This is a genomic window from Bisbaumannia salifodinae (genome assembly GCF_055388505.1).
Genome location: NZ_AP043781.1, coordinates 3,461,426 through 3,476,270, shown reverse-complemented (window position 1 = coordinate 3,476,270; position 14,845 = coordinate 3,461,426). Strand labels below are relative to the sequence as shown.

At 68.7% G+C, this 14,845-nt stretch carries 15 protein-coding genes; 8 read left to right on the top strand and 7 right to left on the bottom strand.

Annotated features, from left to right (window positions below; genetic code table 11):
* Nucleotides 1–57: 57 nt before the first annotated feature.
* Nucleotides 58–1,014: a LysR substrate-binding domain-containing protein gene (locus ACZ5EF_RS16190; RefSeq protein ID WP_346061583.1), complete on the bottom strand. Its 957-nt coding sequence runs from the start codon at nucleotides 1,012–1,014 to the stop codon at nucleotides 58–60.
* Nucleotides 1,015–1,111: 97 nt separating this feature from the next.
* Between ACZ5EF_RS16190 and ACZ5EF_RS16185 the strand changes: the two genes are divergently transcribed.
* Complete coding sequence (locus tag ACZ5EF_RS16185; protein WP_346061584.1) at nucleotides 1,112–2,044, top strand: DMT family transporter; 933 nt, start codon at nucleotides 1,112–1,114, stop codon at nucleotides 2,042–2,044.
* Here the strand turns inward: ACZ5EF_RS16185 and ACZ5EF_RS16180 are convergent.
* A protein-coding gene (locus ACZ5EF_RS16180) for an IS5 family transposase (RefSeq protein WP_346061585.1) occupies nucleotides 2,041–2,894 on the bottom strand; the annotation gives its coding sequence in 2 pieces (ribosomal slippage) (nucleotides 2,041–2,552 and nucleotides 2,552–2,894; 855 coding nt in all). The two genes, ACZ5EF_RS16185 and ACZ5EF_RS16180, sit on opposite strands and share 4 nt — an antisense overlap.
* Before the next feature lie 81 nt (nucleotides 2,895–2,975).
* Nucleotides 2,976–3,536 (bottom strand): AraC family transcriptional regulator, encoded by a 561-nt coding sequence (locus ACZ5EF_RS16175; RefSeq protein ID WP_346061586.1) that lies wholly within the window; start codon nucleotides 3,534–3,536, stop codon nucleotides 2,976–2,978.
* A gap of 63 nt (nucleotides 3,537–3,599) precedes the next feature.
* Here ACZ5EF_RS16175 and ACZ5EF_RS16170 point away from each other — a divergent pair, with 63 nt between their 5' ends.
* The gene (locus tag ACZ5EF_RS16170; protein WP_464122338.1) at nucleotides 3,600–3,998 is read left to right on the top strand and encodes a flavin reductase family protein; all 399 of its coding nucleotides are present in this window, start codon (nucleotides 3,600–3,602) and stop codon (nucleotides 3,996–3,998) included.
* A 22-nt stretch (nucleotides 3,999–4,020) separates the two neighbouring features.
* Here ACZ5EF_RS16170 and ACZ5EF_RS16165 read toward each other — a convergent pair whose 3' ends face one another.
* From ACZ5EF_RS16165 to ACZ5EF_RS16150, 4 genes are all read right to left on the bottom strand, one after another.
* Nucleotides 4,021–4,968, bottom strand: coding sequence for a D-2-hydroxyacid dehydrogenase family protein (locus ACZ5EF_RS16165; RefSeq protein WP_346061588.1), 948 nt, complete (start codon nucleotides 4,966–4,968; stop codon nucleotides 4,021–4,023).
* An 81-nt stretch (nucleotides 4,969–5,049) separates the two neighbouring features.
* A complete protein-coding gene (locus tag ACZ5EF_RS16160) occupies nucleotides 5,050–5,556 on the bottom strand; it encodes a methylated-DNA--[protein]-cysteine S-methyltransferase (RefSeq protein WP_346061589.1) in 507 nt (168 codons plus the stop codon).
* On the bottom strand, nucleotides 5,546–6,931 hold the full coding sequence (locus ACZ5EF_RS16155) for an AlkA N-terminal domain-containing protein (protein WP_346061590.1): 1,386 nt from the start codon (nucleotides 6,929–6,931) through the stop codon (nucleotides 5,546–5,548). Before ACZ5EF_RS16155 ends, ACZ5EF_RS16160 begins: the two co-directional genes overlap by 11 nt.
* A gap of 79 nt (nucleotides 6,932–7,010) precedes the next feature.
* Nucleotides 7,011–7,892 (bottom strand): DMT family transporter, encoded by an 882-nt coding sequence (locus tag ACZ5EF_RS16150; RefSeq protein WP_346061591.1) that lies wholly within the window; start codon nucleotides 7,890–7,892, stop codon nucleotides 7,011–7,013.
* Nucleotides 7,893–8,015: 123 nt separating this feature from the next.
* On the opposite strand from ACZ5EF_RS16150, the gene ACZ5EF_RS16145 reads away from it, so the two are divergent.
* The 6 genes from ACZ5EF_RS16145 to mmsB all read left to right on the top strand — a co-directional run bounded on the left by ACZ5EF_RS16145 (nucleotide 8,016) and on the right by mmsB (nucleotide 14,843).
* A complete protein-coding gene (locus tag ACZ5EF_RS16145; RefSeq protein WP_346061592.1) occupies nucleotides 8,016–8,882 on the top strand; it encodes a LysR substrate-binding domain-containing protein in 867 nt (288 codons plus the stop codon).
* A gap of 259 nt (nucleotides 8,883–9,141) precedes the next feature.
* Complete coding sequence (locus tag ACZ5EF_RS16140; RefSeq protein WP_346061593.1) at nucleotides 9,142–10,614, top strand: protein adenylyltransferase SelO; 1,473 nt, start codon at nucleotides 9,142–9,144, stop codon at nucleotides 10,612–10,614.
* A 293-nt stretch (nucleotides 10,615–10,907) separates the two neighbouring features.
* Nucleotides 10,908–12,011 carry a TRAP transporter substrate-binding protein DctP gene (dctP, locus tag ACZ5EF_RS16135; RefSeq protein WP_346061594.1) on the top strand — a complete coding sequence of 368 codons (1,104 nt, stop codon included), beginning with the start codon at nucleotides 10,908–10,910 and terminating at the stop codon, nucleotides 12,009–12,011.
* 81 nt (nucleotides 12,012–12,092) lie between these two features.
* Nucleotides 12,093–12,596, top strand: a complete 504-nt coding sequence (locus ACZ5EF_RS16130; RefSeq protein WP_346061595.1) for a TRAP transporter small permease subunit — start codon at nucleotides 12,093–12,095, stop codon at nucleotides 12,594–12,596.
* Nucleotides 12,593–13,918: a TRAP transporter large permease gene (locus tag ACZ5EF_RS16125; protein WP_346061596.1), complete on the top strand. Its 1,326-nt coding sequence runs from the start codon at nucleotides 12,593–12,595 to the stop codon at nucleotides 13,916–13,918. The genes ACZ5EF_RS16130 and ACZ5EF_RS16125 overlap by 4 nt, the downstream gene beginning before the upstream one ends.
* Before the next feature lie 31 nt (nucleotides 13,919–13,949).
* Nucleotides 13,950–14,843: a 3-hydroxyisobutyrate dehydrogenase gene (gene mmsB, locus ACZ5EF_RS16120; protein WP_346061597.1), complete on the top strand. Its 894-nt coding sequence runs from the start codon at nucleotides 13,950–13,952 to the stop codon at nucleotides 14,841–14,843.
* The last annotated feature ends 2 nt before the right edge of the window (nucleotides 14,844–14,845 follow it).

Below are 14,845 nucleotides of genomic sequence, written 5' to 3'. Positions count from 1 at the left end.
GCTTCCTTCGCGATGGGCCGGAGTGGCTTATGGTGCCATAAATGCAGTTTTGCAGTTCTACGAGCGTGCGGCTTTGCCGATCGTGTCTCGGTCGAACGCGGCGGCTTCGTTCAGCAGCCAGTCGATGAAACGTGCCACCGCAGGCGGTGCCTCACCGGTCGGGGGCACCAGCAGATCGTAGGTCAGGGGTGAGGCGAGGACATGGCGCCCGCCGAAGGGGCGAACGAGTACCCCGCTTTCCAGCCGATCCATGGCGACGGGGTGATTGGCCAGCATGATGCCCCGTCCGGCGATGGCCTGATCCATGGCCAGGCCATATAGCGAGTACCGGCGTTGCGGTGGGGTCACCTTGTCGCCGACGCCAGCGGCCTCGAGCCACGCCTGCCAGCCGGGAAAGGCGATTCCCTGGCGTGATTCCCAGGCAACTTCCAGCAGGGTGTGATTGGCCAGATCGGCCGGTTCCATGAGGCGATCGCCCTGCTCCAGCAGTGACGGGGCACAGACGGGAAACAGCTCGTCGCCGAACAGGCGGTAACTCTTCACCTCCGGCCAGGGGCCGCGGCCGTAGCGAATCGCCAGGCGAGCGCCATCGCCCTGCCAGGCGGGTATCGTCAACGACTGACTAGCATCCAGGGAGATGTCGATACCGCCCACCCTGGCGTCGAAATCCGCCAGACGGGGCAGTAGCCACAACTGCATGAAGGATGGCGGGGCGCTGAGTGTCAGCAAGGGGGCACGCCGCGCACGTTCTTGTGCGGCCATGACGCCGGCGGCAATGCGCTCGAGGCCGCTATCGATGTCCTTGGCCAGTTGTCGTCCGGCCTCGTTCAGGTGCACGCCATTGGCGTGTCGAGTAAAGAGCGAAATCCCGAGCCGCTCTTCGAGCTGCTTGATCTGACGACTTACCGCGCCGGGGGTGACGCCCAAGTGGCTGGCTGCGCTCTTGAAACTCTCTGTACGCGCCGCCTCGGCAAACGCCCGTAACGCATTCAGGGGGAGGCGCTCGATCTTCATAGAGTGATTTTTCCTGAGCCTGGACCCTCAGATTAATCGTTTGGCGCCTGCGGCCGCAAATGCTCAACTTGGCACCAATCACTGCCAAGGGGGCAACATGCAACCTACCAAGCCGTTGAGTAATGCTATGGCACTGGGTGGATGTGCCACGACGCGTCGTCACCTGGACATGCAGGCCAGTGCCTTGATGGTGCTGTTCTGTCTGGCGCTGGGGTTTCAGCAGGTGGCCATCAAGATGGTCGCGATGGATATCTCGCCGCTGGCACAGATTGCCCTGCGCTCTTCTCTCGCTGCGTTATTGGTGGCGGCACTGGCGTGCTGGCAAGGCATTCGACTTGCCGATATTCGCGCTCACCTGGGACCGGGGATATTGGTGGGGGTGGGATTTACCGCAGAATTCGTGTTCGTGGCGTGGGGGCTGAACTACACGCTGGCATCGCATATGTCGGTGTTTCTCTACACGGCCCCGGTGTTTGCGGCCCTGGGGTTGCATCTGCTGGTGCCGGGGGAGCAATTGACGAGGCGCCAGTGGATGGGCGTCGGGCTGGCCTTCGGCGGGATGGTGCTCGCCATGGCGCCTGCCACCGATATCGAGAATGCCGCTGACATCTTGCGGGGCGATATCCTGGGGTTGCTGGCCGGTCTCTCCTGGGCTGCGACCACGCTGGTGATACGACGCTCTTCCCTGTCCGAAGCGCCACCCGTCCAGACGCTGTGTTACCAGCTTGCCATCGCCGGTCTCCTGTTGCTGCCCGCGACCGCGCTGCTTGGCGATCTTGGCCGCATCCAGGTGACCGGTGCCGTGGTGGCCAGCCTGGCCTTCCAGACGTTGGTGATCTCCTTGGCCGCACTACTGCTCTGGTTTGCGTTACTGAGGCGCTATTTCGCCTCGCAACTGGGCATCTTCTCGTTCCTGTCGCCGGTGTTTGGTGTGCTGTTCGGCGCCCTCCTGCTCGGTGAAGCGTTGACGATCAATTTCCTCATGGGCGGTATCGCGTTGCTGATTGGTCTCCTGGTCGTGACGCGTTAGGTTTTGTACGAAAAGTCGGCTCGTAGGCAACGGTCTATGCAAGCCAGGCATACCATGGCGCGAAAACTACGGGCCAGCTTGTCATAGCGCGTGGCGATTCGCCGTAGTTCCTTGAGCCAGCCAAAGCCGCGCTCGATCACATTGCGCTCCCGATACTTGGGCTTGTCGAATCCTCGGGGGAGTCCGGGGCGAGGTTTTCGGTGCATCTTGCGCTGCGCGATGATCGGCTTCATTCGGTGTCGATCGCAGTAACGGCGCAAGTCATCACTGTCGTAGCCCTTGTCTGCCACGATATGCCGGCAACGCTTTCGGGGCCGGCCCACGCTGCCCGGCAGGCGGATCGTTTCCATTGTGGGAATGAAATGGCAAGTATCGGCGTCCTGGCCCGGTGACAAGGTGAACGTCAGCGGCCAGCCATGCCGGTCACAAACCAGATGAATCTTGGTGGTCAAGCCGCCCCGGCTGCGGCCCAGGGCATGGTCTAGCGGTTCGTCCGATCCCCCTTTTTACCGCCTCCCGAGGCGGCTCGAGTCGCACGAACGGCCGTGGAATCGATCATCCAGGTGTCCAGATCCATCAGGCCATCCTCACGAAGCTTGAGCTGGAGACGTGCCAGCACCGCATCGAAGGTGCCGTCATCGCGCCACTGACGGAATCGAGCATATGCCGTGCTCCAAGGCCCATAGCGCTCTGGCAAGTCGCGCCATTTGGCCCCCGAGCACAAGATCCAGAAGATGCCGTTCAATACCTGGCGATCATCCCGCCTTGGCCGGCCCATCTCCTGGGCTGGAGAGACGATGTCCTTGATCAGCGACCAACTATGGTCGGAGAGTTCGTAGCGTCCTGCCATACCTCACCTATGCTGCTTCGGCATAGGTGACATTAGCAAATTCGACTTTTCGTACAAAGCCTAGAGGGGCATTCCGACAGCTCATCGTGGGCCGGGAGCGTGGAGGCGTCGCCAGCGCTGCAGGGCCATGCCCATGGCGCGGTGGAAGTGCCGGGTGAAGTGGGACTGGTCGCAGAAGCCGCACTCCTGGGCGATCCGCGACAGCGGTTCGTCGCCGGCCAGCATCCTGTCGCAGGCCCGTTCCAGGCGCCGGCAGGTGATATGGGCCAGCGGCGGCTCGCCAAAGGCCTGCTTGAAGGCGTGGGCGAAGTGGCCGAGGCTCAGGCGGGTGATGGCCGCCAGGTCGCGGACGTGGATGGTCTCGCCGAGGTGGTCGTCGATATAGGCGTTCAGGCGCCGAACCTGCCAGTTGGCGAGTCCGCCATGAGGGGAGGCCGGGGGCGTGCCCTGCTCGGGAGCGGGGGGCGGGGTGGCTTGTGGGGCGCTGGTGGCCAGGGTCGCGAGCGTAGCCTGGAGGGCCTGCCGGGCACGATGGGAGTCGCGGCAGGGAGGCAGGATCACGATGATGGCGGTCTCGGGGAAGGTGACCAGCAGGTTGCGGATGGCCTCGCTATCGTCCAGGTCGGTGGCCTGACGGTCCACCAGGAGGACGTTGACGGGCGGCCCAAGGACACCATCCGCAACCTGGGCCAGGTGCCGGAGTGCGTGGTGCATATCAGCGGCGAGGGGCTGGTGGAGAAGATGAATGCCACCAGTGCCGGGCTCCCGCACCATGAGGACGAGTTCGACCATGTGGGGCTGGAGAAGGTGGCCATGCCGGGGGTGTCGGTGCCGCTGGTGGTGGGAGCGCCGGTGGCCTTCGGCTGCCGGCTGCGCGAGATCATCCGCTTCGGCGACCTGCCGCTGGCGGGCAACCTGGTGCTGGCCGAGGTGGTGTCGCTCCATGTCGACGATGCGATCTGGAACGGGCGCCACGTGAGCGTCGAGGCGCTGCGGCCCATCGGCCGCATGGCCGGCAATGACTATGCGCGAACCACCGACCTCTTCGCGGTCGAGCGGCCCGCCTCCGGCAGCGCCCTGAGCCGCCAGGAGCGGGGTGGCTGAACCGCCGCCCCGAGACGCTCGCTCAGCCCGCCAGGTTGGTCACCGGTTGGCCATCGATAAAGGCCAGCAGGTTGTCGAAGGCGTCGCCGAAGTAGAGCTCGTAGCTGTCCTTCTCCACATAGCCCAGGTGGGGGGTGGCCAGCAGGTTGGGCAGGTCGAGCAGGGGGTGAGCGGTCACCGGCTCCTCCTCGAAGACATCGATGGCCGCCTGGCCGGGGCGGCCGGCCGTGAGGGCCGCCTCCAGGGCGCCGGGGGCGATCAACTGGGCGCGGCTGGTATTGACCAGCAGGGCATCGGGCTTCATGCGCGCCAGCTGCTCGGCGCCGACGATGCCGCGGGTGCCCTCGTTGAGGCGCAGGTGCAGGCTCAGCACATCCGAGCGGGCGAAGAGGTCGTCCTGGCCGGCGGCCACCGCCAGGCCGTCCTCGGTGGCGCGGCGGCGGCTGCCGTCGCGGCCCCAGACCAGCACCTTCATGTCGAAGGCCCGGCCGTAGCGGGCCACCAGGCGGCCGATGCGCCCATAGCCGAAGATGCCCAGGGTACGGCCGTGCAGGCCGCTGCCCAGGGTGCGCTGCCAGCGCCCCGCCTTGAGGTTGGCGGCTTCCTCGGCAATCTGGCGCCGCGCCGCCAGCACCAGGGCCCAGGTCAGCTCCGCGGGGGCCTGGGGCGAGGCGGTGCCGGTCATCACGGTGACGCCGTGCCTGCGGCAGGCGGCCAGATCCACATGGCCGGCGCCGCCGCCGGTCTGGCTGATCACCCTGAGCCGGGGCAGCCGCGCGAGCAGCTCGGCGGTGATCGGCGTGCGCTCGCGGATCAGCACCAGGGCCTCGGCGTCCCGGAAGCGCTTGGCCAGGGCGTCGGTCTCGGTGAGGGTGTCGTTGAATATCGCCACCTCATGGCCCGCCAGCCGGGCGAAGGCGTCGAGGTGGCGGACGCAGTCCTGGTAATCGTCGGGGATCACTATCTTCATAGCACGGCTCCTTGCCTGGCACTCCAGTGCCTAGCTTCGCCGCAATCGCCGGTCCTGGCTAGTCGGCCGTCGCCCATGGGCTCACTCCAGGGCAAAGGGCAGTTCTCCGGCTTCGTGGGCCAGTAGCCACTGCTTGCGGCCCAGGCCGCCGGCATAGCCGGTGAGGCGGCCGTCGCTGCCGATCACCCGGTGGCAGGGCACCACGATAGCGATGGGGTTCCGGCCATTGGCGGCGCCCACGGCGCGCTGGCCGCCCTTGCAGCGCAGCTGCTCGGCGATCTCCGCGTAGCAGCGGGTCTCGCCGAAGGGGATGGTGGCCAGCGCCGCCCAGACCCGGCGCTGGAAGTCGGTGCCGACGGGGGCGAGCGGCAGGTCGAAGGCCTGGCGGGTGCCGGCGAAGTACTCCTCGAGCTGGGCCTTGGCCCGCTCGGTCAGCTCATTGGGGCAGGGCGGGGCGTCCTCGTCCAGGGTAAAGCCGATCTCGGTGATGCCGGTGACATCGGCGCGGATGCGGATCAGCCCCAGGGCATCGGCGGCGGGGGGGCGGTAGTAGTCCAGGGTGGTGGCGAGAGAGGCCTTAGCGGTCATGGGCTTGGCTCCGTGGGTCGTGATGCCAGAGTTGCAGGGTCAGGTAGCTGCGCCAGGGGGCGGTGGCGGCCGGGTCGGCGCCGTCCAGGCGTGGCAGGGCGCGACGCACCCCGGCGTCGCCCTCCAGCCAGATATCCGGGTGGCCGGTGCCGCGCAGGGCCGCGTAGCGGGCCGTCCAGGGGCCGATGCCCTTGAGCGATGTCCACGCCAGGGGCTCGTCCCCCGCCTCGCCGCCAGCATAGCAGGCCGCGAAGCGGCGCAGGGTGGCGCGGCGGGCGTCGGGCATGCCGAGGAAGGCCAGGTCGCTGGCGGCGACGGCGTCCGGGGTGGGGAAGTGGCGCCGCTCGTCGCCGGCCGGCTCGCCCAGGGTGGCCACCAGGGCCGTGACCAGGCGCCGCGCCGCGACGATCGAGACCTGCTGGCCGAGGATGGCGCGCACCCCGGCCTCGAAGGGGCCCCAGGTGCCGGGCAGGCGCAGCCCCTCGACCAGCGGCAGGCGTGGCGCGGCCTCCCGCAGCCGGGCCTCGATGCCGGCGCTGTCGGCGTCCAGGTCGAGCAGCCGGCGGATGCGCCGCATCACCGGGGCCAGGACGCTCAGGTCGTCGAGCACCAGGCGCACCCGGAAGGCGTGCCGCTCGGGGCGGTGCTCGGCGGTAAAGTGGCCGCGGGCCTCGCCCCAGGCGAGGGTGCGGCCATAGTGCGTCGCGTCGACCCACTCCAGGCCCTCGATGGCCCGCCCGGCGAGGAAGTCGCGCAGCGCATGCCAGGCATAGGGCGGGCGATAGGCCAGGGTCAGGGTCAGCGCCTCCTCCGCGTCGCCGGCGCGGCGGCGCAGCTCCCGGGGCGCCAGGCCGATGCGCGCCTGGAAGGCGTCGTTGAAGCGGCGCAGGCTGCGAAAGCCGCTGGCATGGGCCACCTGGGCGATCGGCAAGCGGGTCTGGTGGAGCAGCTGCTTGGCGAACAGGCACTGGCGATGCAGCGCATAGGCCTTGGGGGAGACGCCGAGATGCTCCTGGAAGAGCCGGCGCAGGTAGCGCTCGCCGATACCCAGCCGCACGCAGAGCGCGCCCAGTGAGCCGCTCTCCAGGGCGCCCTCGTCGATCAGCCGCAGGGACCGCTCCAGGGTCGTGGCGGTGCCTCGCCAGGCCGGGGAGTCCGGGGCGCTGTCCGGGCGACAGCGCAGGCAGGGGCGAAAGCCCGCCTCGGCGGCGGCCAGGGCGCTCGGGTAGTAGCGCACATTGGCCTCCCGGGGCGGGGTGGCCGGGCAGATCGGCCGGCAGTAGATGCCGGTGGTCAGCACCGCGGTGACGAAGCGACCGTCGAAGCGGGCGTCCCGGGCCAGGCGCGCCTGGCGGCAGAGGGCGGGGTCGAGCATGGCGAAGACCTCGGCGGAATCTGCCCTCAGTGTACGCCCTGCGCCGGGAAAGACTGGCCGGAATCGGCCCTGGCGTCTCTCAGCGGCTGGCGGCGAGGCTGCCGGCCATGACCAGCGCCGCCGCCACCGGCAGGCGCCAGTCCGCCGTGGTCATGCCCGCCATCACCAGGAAGAGGCTGGCCAGCACCGGCACCCCATGGGCCAGGTTGCCCAGGCGCCGGCCCCGGGGATCCTGCAGGGCACGTTCCCAGGCCAGCATGGCCAGGCCATAGGGGCCCAGGCCCAGGGCGGCGGCGGCCAGCAGGGCCTGGGCATCCGGCGCGCTGATTCTCCCTTCCACCCCCAGGCTGGCGGCGCCGGTGATCAGGCTGGCGATCAGCAGCAGCCGGGGCAGGCGGCGGCGCAGGCCGAGCCCGGGGCGGCCACAGACCAGGGAGTAGAGTGCCCAGCAGAACGCCGTCAGCAGGGCCAGCAAATAGCCGCCCCAGGCGCCGGAGAGGCCCCCGGCCAGGGCCTCGGGGGCCACCAGCAGGGCGGCGCCGGCGAAGGCCAGGGCGCTCCCGCCGAGGGTCGCCGGGCGCAGGCGTCGCCGGGTCAGCCATTCACTGGCCAGCAGGAAGAGTAGCGGCCAGGTATAGGTGATCAGCGCCGCCTCGGCCACCGGGGCCAGGCGCAGGGCCGCGAAGCAGGCGCCCACCGCGCCGACGATCAGCAGCGGCACGCCGAGATGCACCCACCACCAGGATCCGCCGGAGAGGGGCGGCTCCTGGGGCCGCCCCCGGGCCATCGGCAGGGTGGCCAGGGCACCCCCCAGCAGCGCCAGGCAGGCCAGGCGCAGCGGCGGCAGCGCCTCGGCGAGGCCGGCCAGCAGCGGGACCAGGGCCCAGAGCAGCACCGCCAGTCCGGCGGCGGCGGGGCCCTGCCAGGTGGAGAGATGGCGTGCGGAAGTCACTGTCTGCATGGTCGGGGCTCCTAGGAGGCTGTTGGGGCTCCTGCCGGGGATGACGGTGGCAGCCTATCCGCTCCATACTCATCATAAAATCGATCTTTCTTGATCCAATCCATCAAGCCTGGTGATGTATTGATGCGTGCCGAGACCCTCGACCTGAGCCTGCTGCGCACCCTGGTGGCGGTGGCCGACACCGGTAGCGTGACCGCCGCCGCCCGGCGCCTGGCCTATACCCAGTCCACCGTCAGCATGCAGTTGCGGCGCCTGGAGGAGGCCCTCGGCGTGGCGCTCCACGAGCGGGAGGGACGGCGCATCCGCTTCACCGCCGAGGGCCAGCGCCTGCTGGGCCATGCCCGCCGCCTGCTGGCCCTCAACGACGAGGCGCTGGCCGATATGCGCACCCGCCGGGTGGTGGGGGAGCTGACGCTGGGGATTCCCGAGGACTATGCGTCCCTGTTGACCTCGGTGTTCGCCTACTTCCATCAGCTCTATCCCGAGGTGCGCCTGCAGGTGGTCTGTGCCACCAGCGCCGACCTGGTGGGGCGGGTGCGCCAGGGCGAGCTGGACCTGGCCCTGGTGACCCGCCAGCGCCACTCGCCGGGGGGCGAGGTGATCCGCCGCGAACCCCTGGCCTGGGCGGTGGGCAGCCAGCGGCAGCCGTCGCTGGTGGATCCCCTGCCGCTGGCGCTCTATTCGCCGGGGGCGGACCTGTTCCGCGAGGTGGCCGAGCAGGTGCTGGCCGCCGCCGGGCGCGACTGGCGCCTCGCCTATACCAGCCAGTCCATGGCCGGCCTGACCCCGGTGGTGCAGGCGGGCCTGGCCATCGTGGTGGTGACCCAGAACATGCTGACGCCGGAGCTGCGGGTGCTGGAGGCCAGCAGCGGCCTGCCGCCCCTGCCCGCCGTGGAACTGGCCCTGCATCGGCCGCCGCACCGCCCCGCGGAGCCCGCCCGGCGCCTGGCCGAGCTGATCCGCGAGCAGCTCTCGCCAGGCAGTGACTGATGTCGTGAGTTGATCAGTCGCAGGCAATCACGGCGGAGTGGCTGAGGGGCGCTGGGGACAGCTGGAGCAAAGCGTCTTTTTCAGGGACGAAAAAGTCGAGCGCCCAGGGAGGGGTTCACAGCGTCTTTGCGAAGGCTTGTCCCCAGGGTAGCCCCGGGCCTCAACAGAGGGGAGCATTACCCGAGCGCTGTGGGGAATGGTGGCCAGTCTTCGCGGTCATCCGTAGAGTAAGCGCCATTGTCCGATTGCGGAGCCTGCCATGTTTCCCGACTTCACCCTGCGCTATGCCCGCCTGCCGGCGCACTTCTACGAGCGCTTTACCCCCGACCCGGTGGCGGCGCCGCGCCTGGTGGCCTTCAACCGCCCGCTGGCCGAGGCGCTGGGCTTCGACCTGACGGCCTTCGACGAGGCCCAGGCCACCGCCTGGTTCTCCGGCAATGCCCTGCCGGCCGGCGCCGAGCCCCTCGCCCAGGCCTATGCGGGCCACCAGTTCGGCGGCTTCAATCCGCGCCTCGGCGATGGCCGGGCGGTGCTGCTGGGGGAGGTCACCGACCGGGACGGTCGACTCCGCGATATCCAGCTCAAGGGCGCCGGCCGCACGCCTTTCGCCCGGGGCGGCGACGGCCGCTCGCCGCTGGGGCCGGTGCTGCGGGAGTACCTGATCAGCGAGGCGATGCACCGCCTCGGGGTGCCCACCACCCGGGCCCTGGCCGCGGTCACCTCCGGCGAGCGGGTGTTTCGCGGCCTGCCCGAGCCCGGCGCCATCCTGACCCGGGTGGCGTCGAGCCATATCCGCGTGGGCACCTTCCAGTACTTTGCCGCCCGGGGCGACCTGGACGCGGTGAAGACCCTGGCCGACCTGATCATCGAGCGCCACTATCCGAGCTTGCTCGAGCAGGATAAGGGCGAGCGTTACCTGGCCCTGGTGGAGGCGGTCCGGGCGCGTCAAAGCCGCCTGGTGGCCCAATGGATGGGCCTCGGTTTTATCCACGGGGTGATGAACACCGACAACTGCTCGGTGGCCGGCGAGACCATCGACTACGGCCCCTGCGCCTTTATGGAGGCCTATGACCCGCGCACCGTGTTCAGCTCCATCGATGATGGCGGCCGCTATGCCTATCGCAACCAGCCGTGGATCGCCCAGTGGAACCTGGCGCGGCTGGCGGAGACCCTGCTGCCGCTGATCGACGACGACCAGGAACGGGGCATCGCCCGGGCCACCGAGCTGATCCAGGCCTTCGAGCCGGCCTACGAGGCCGAGTGGCTCGCGGTATTCCGCGCCAAGCTGGGGTTGGCGACGGAGGAGGAGGGCGACCGGGAGCTGGTCGAGGCCCTGCTCGAGGCGATGCACGCCGGCCGTGCCGATTTCACCCTGAGCTTCCGGTATCTTGCCGAGGCGGTCGAGGCGGACGCCCCGGCGCTGCTCGATCTCTTCGACAACGACACGCCGCTGCGGCAGTGGCTGCCCCGCTGGCGCGAGCGCCTGAGCGCCGAAGACGCCGGCCTCGATGCCATCGCCGAACGGATCAAGGCGGTGAACCCCCTCTATATTCCCCGCAATCACCAGGTGGAGGCGATGATCGCCGCCGCCGTGGAAGACGACGACTTCGCTCCCTTCGAGGCGCTGCACGAGGTGCTCGCCGAGCCCTTTACCGAGCAGCCCGGCCGCGACGCCTATGCCCTGCCGGCACCGCCCAGCGAGCGGGTCTTCCGCACCTTCTGCGGCACCTGAGGCGCTCGAGGCAAGGCCCCGGTATCGCACGGCCCCTGCCGCCATACGCCGAAACGACAAAGCGCTTGTGCAGTGATGCACAAGCGCTTTGCTCTATTGCGCGTTGTTCGCCAACGATTCCCCTGTCTACACTCGATGGAGCCGTATTGGCTTTACCTAATGGTCAGGCCCATCGGCAGATAACGACAAGAATTCCGGGTCGGCCTGGCGATGGTGCCTATTGCCCAGGCGGGCGGAAGTCAGCAGGGCGTGCATCAGGGCACGGGCTGACCGATCACAAGGAGCACGTAGCAATGACAAGACGAGTGAGCTTCGCGGTGTCCAGCCTGGTCGCTGGCATCGCCCTGGCGGGCCTCTCCACCAGCGCCCAGGCCCAGCAGCAGTGGACCATGACCACCACCTGGCCCGACAGCCTGGCGCTGATCGAGATCGACCGTCACTGGGTGGAGCTGGCCAACCTGCTGACCGGCGACGAGCTGCAGATCGAATTTCACGCCGGTGGCACCCTGATGCCGGGCACCGAGGTCTTCGATTCCGCCGAGAGCGGCAGCATCGAGGCCTCCGGCGACTGGCCCGGTTACTGGGCCGGGCGCAACTCGGCCTTCTCGCCCCTGGGCACCACCACCAGCCTGTTCAATGCCGTGGACTACATGAACTGGATCCTCGAATGGGGCGGTTTCGACCTCTACCAGGAGATCTACGGCGAATACGGCCTGGTCTATCTGCCCTACGGCATCACCAACAACGAGTCGGGCTTCATGGGCCGCACCCCCATCGAGAGCCTGGCCGACCTGGACGGCAAGCGATTGCGCCTCTCCGGCCGCGACCAGGGCCGGGTATTGGAGCAACTGGGCGGCTCCCAGGTCACCCTCTCCGGCGGCGAGATCTACCAGGCGGTGGAGCGGGGCGTGGTGGATGGCGCCGAGTTCTCCACCCCGGGGGTCGACTTCGGCGCCGGCTTCGCCGAGGTGGTGGACTACTGGGCGGTGCCCGGCTGGCACCAGAGCGCCAGCGTCTTCGGGGTGATGATCAACCGCGACGCCTGGGACGCCCTCTCCGAGGAGACCCAGCAGAAACTGCGTATCGCCGCCGAGGCCACCATGGTCTGGTCCCTGGCCTGGTCCGAGCGGGGCTCCACCGAGGGCACCGAGGCCTTTATCGACGCCGGGGTGCAGATCTCCCAGTTCTCCGACGAGGACCTGGCACGCATCCAGGAGATCACCAACGAGGTGATCCTGCAGGGCGCCTGCGAGAATCCCACCCATGCCCGGGTCTACCACTCCATGGTCGGCTACCTGGAGCACTACGCCAGTTGGCGCGATATCTCCGCGCCCTTCAATATGAGCCGTAGCCACGACAACCTGCCTTCCCTGGAGGAGCTCGAGGCCTGCCTCTAGGCGCCTGCCATCGGTCAACCCCGACAAGCCCGCCCACCGGGCGGGCCTTTCCCCGCAGCGCCTTGCCTAGAGGAGGTCGTGATGGAGGCCATTGCCAAGGCCATCGATGCCATCAATGAGTGGTTCGGCCGCCTGCTGGCGCCGCTGATCGCGGTAATCGCCCTGGTGGTGCTCTACGATATCGGCCTGCGCTTCTTCAGCGGTCGCCCCAGCGACTGGGCCTTCGATATCACCAAGATGCTGTTCGGCGCCCACTTCATGCTGCTGGCGGCCTATGGGCTGCGCCATCACGCCCATGTGGAGGTGGACGTGATCAAGCGCCTGCTGTCGCGGCGCAAGCAGGCGGCGCTGGCGCTGCTCGGTTACCTGATCTTCTTCGTGCCCTTTATCTACCTGCTGCTCAGCTATGGCTGGAGCTTCTTTATGCGCTCCTTCAGCCGCGGCGAGACCACCTACGGCATGGTGGCCATCCCGGTCTATCCGGTGAAGGCGGTGATCGTGATCGCCGCCGTGGCCATCCTCCTGCAGGCCATCGCCGTGGTGATCCGCGCCCTCCTCGAACTGCGCCGGGAGGAGACGCCATGAGCGCCGAGCTGCTGACCCTGTTCATGTTCGCCGGCCTGCTGGTGGGCCTCTTCATGGGGCATCCGCTGGCCTTCGTGCTGGGCGGCGTGGCGGTGGTGGCCGCCTACCTGGGGCCCGGGCCCCAGGTGCTGGGCTCGATCATCAACAACGTCTACGGGCGGGCCATGGACAACTATGTGCTGGTGGCCATCCCGCTGTTTATCCTGATGGCGCGCTTCCTCAACGACTCCGGGGTCACCGAGAAGATGTTCCAGGTGATGCGCCTGCTGCTGGGGCGGGTACGCGGCGGCCTGGCGCTGACCGTGGTGATCGTCTCGGTGCTGCTGGCCGCCACCACCGGCATCGTCGGCGCCTCCATCGCGGTGATGGGGATGATCGCCCTGGTGCCGATGCTGCGCCACGGCTACCACACCCAGCTCAGCACCGGGGTGATCATGGCCAGCGGCTGCCTGGGCATCCTGATTCCGCCCAGCATCATGCTGATCCTGATGGCCAGTTACTCGCCGGTCTCGGTGGGGGCGCTGTTCGCCGGGGCCCTGGTGCCGGGGCTGCTGCTGGGCGCCATGTATGCCCTCTATGTGCTGGTGGTGTGCTTCTTCAAGCCCGAGTACGGCCCGCCGGTGGGCGCCGAGGAGCGCGCCGAGACCGGGCTCGGCGAGCTGCTGGTGATGCTGCTCAAGTACGTGCTGCCGCCCATGGGGTTGATCCTCGGCGTGCTGGGGGCGCTGTTCACCGGGGTCGCCACCGCCACCGAGGCCTCGGCCATCGGCGTGCTGCTGGCCTTCGTGCTCTTCCTGGTGTTCGGCGACCGCAAGCCGCGCACCTGCTACCGCAGCTTCCTGGAGGCGAGCAAGACCACCACCATGGTGATGTTCGTGCTGGTGGGCGCCACCGCCTTCACCGGGGTCTTCACCCGGGGCGGCGGCATGCGGGTGATCCAGGAGCTGGTGATGGCCATGCCCGGCGGCACCACCGGGGCCCTGCTGCTGATGCTGCTGCTGGTCTTCGTGCTGGGCATGTTCCTCGACTGGACCGGCATCGTGCTGCTCAGCTTCCCGATCATGCTGCCCATTGTCGAGGCCATGGGCGTGGACCTGCTGTGGTTCGTGGTGATGGTGGCGGTGGTGCTGCAGACCTCCTTCCTGACGCCCCCCTTCGGCTATGCGCTCTTCTACCTCAAGGGGGTGGCACCACCCGGCGTGGAGATCGTCCATCTTTATAAGGCGGTGATTCCCTTCTGCCTGCTGATCCTGCTGGCCTGCGGGCTGCTGGCCCTCTTCCCGAGCCTGGTGACCGGGCTGCCGGCGCTGCTGCTGGGCTGACTTACGAAAACCACCGCAAGGAGTGACTATCATGCGAATCGCCTTTATCGGCCTGGGCAATATGGGCGCCCCCATGGCCACCAACCTGGTCGCCGCCGGCCATGACCTGCATGTCTTCGATCTCTCGGCCGAGGCGATGCGCGCCCTGGGCGAGGCCGGAGCCAGTGTCGCCGCGAGTGCCGCGGCGGCGGTCGAGGGGGCCGGGGTGGTGATCTCCATGCTGCCCGCCGGGGCCCATGTGAAGGGGCTCTACCTGGGCCGCGACGGGGCGCCGGGGCTGTTGGCGAGCCTCGATGCCGAGACCCTGATCATCGATGCCTCCACCATCGCCCCGGAGGATGCCCGTGTCGTGGCGGCGGCCGCCGCCGAGCGCGGCCTGGATTACCTGGATGCGCCGGTCTCCGGCGGGGTGGGGGGCGCCAAGGCGGGCACCCTGACCTTTATCGTCGGCGGCAGCGAGGCGGGCTTCGCCAAGGCGCGGCCGGTGCTGGAGGGTATGGGCAAGAACATCTTCCATGCCGGCGCGGTGGGTGCCGGCCAGGTGGCCAAGATCTGCAACAACATGCTGCTGGGCATCCTGATGAGCGGCACCGCCGAGGCCCTGGCCCTGGGGGTGGAAAACGGCCTCGACCCGGCGGTGCTCTCCGAGATCATGCGTCAGAGCAGCGGCGGCAACTGGGTACTCAACGGCTACAACCCCTGGCCCGGGGTCATGGAGAGCGCGGCGGCCTCCCGGAGCTATCAGGGCGGCTTCCTCACCAACCTGATGGCCAAGGACCTGGGACTGGCCTGGGAGCTGGCGCTGGGTTCCCGCTCGGCGGTGCCGATGGGCTCCCAGGCCCGCAACCTCTTTGCCCTGCACGCCCGGGAGCACGGCGAGCTGGACTTTTCCAGCATCCTCAAGCTCTATCGCCACGACGACTGAGG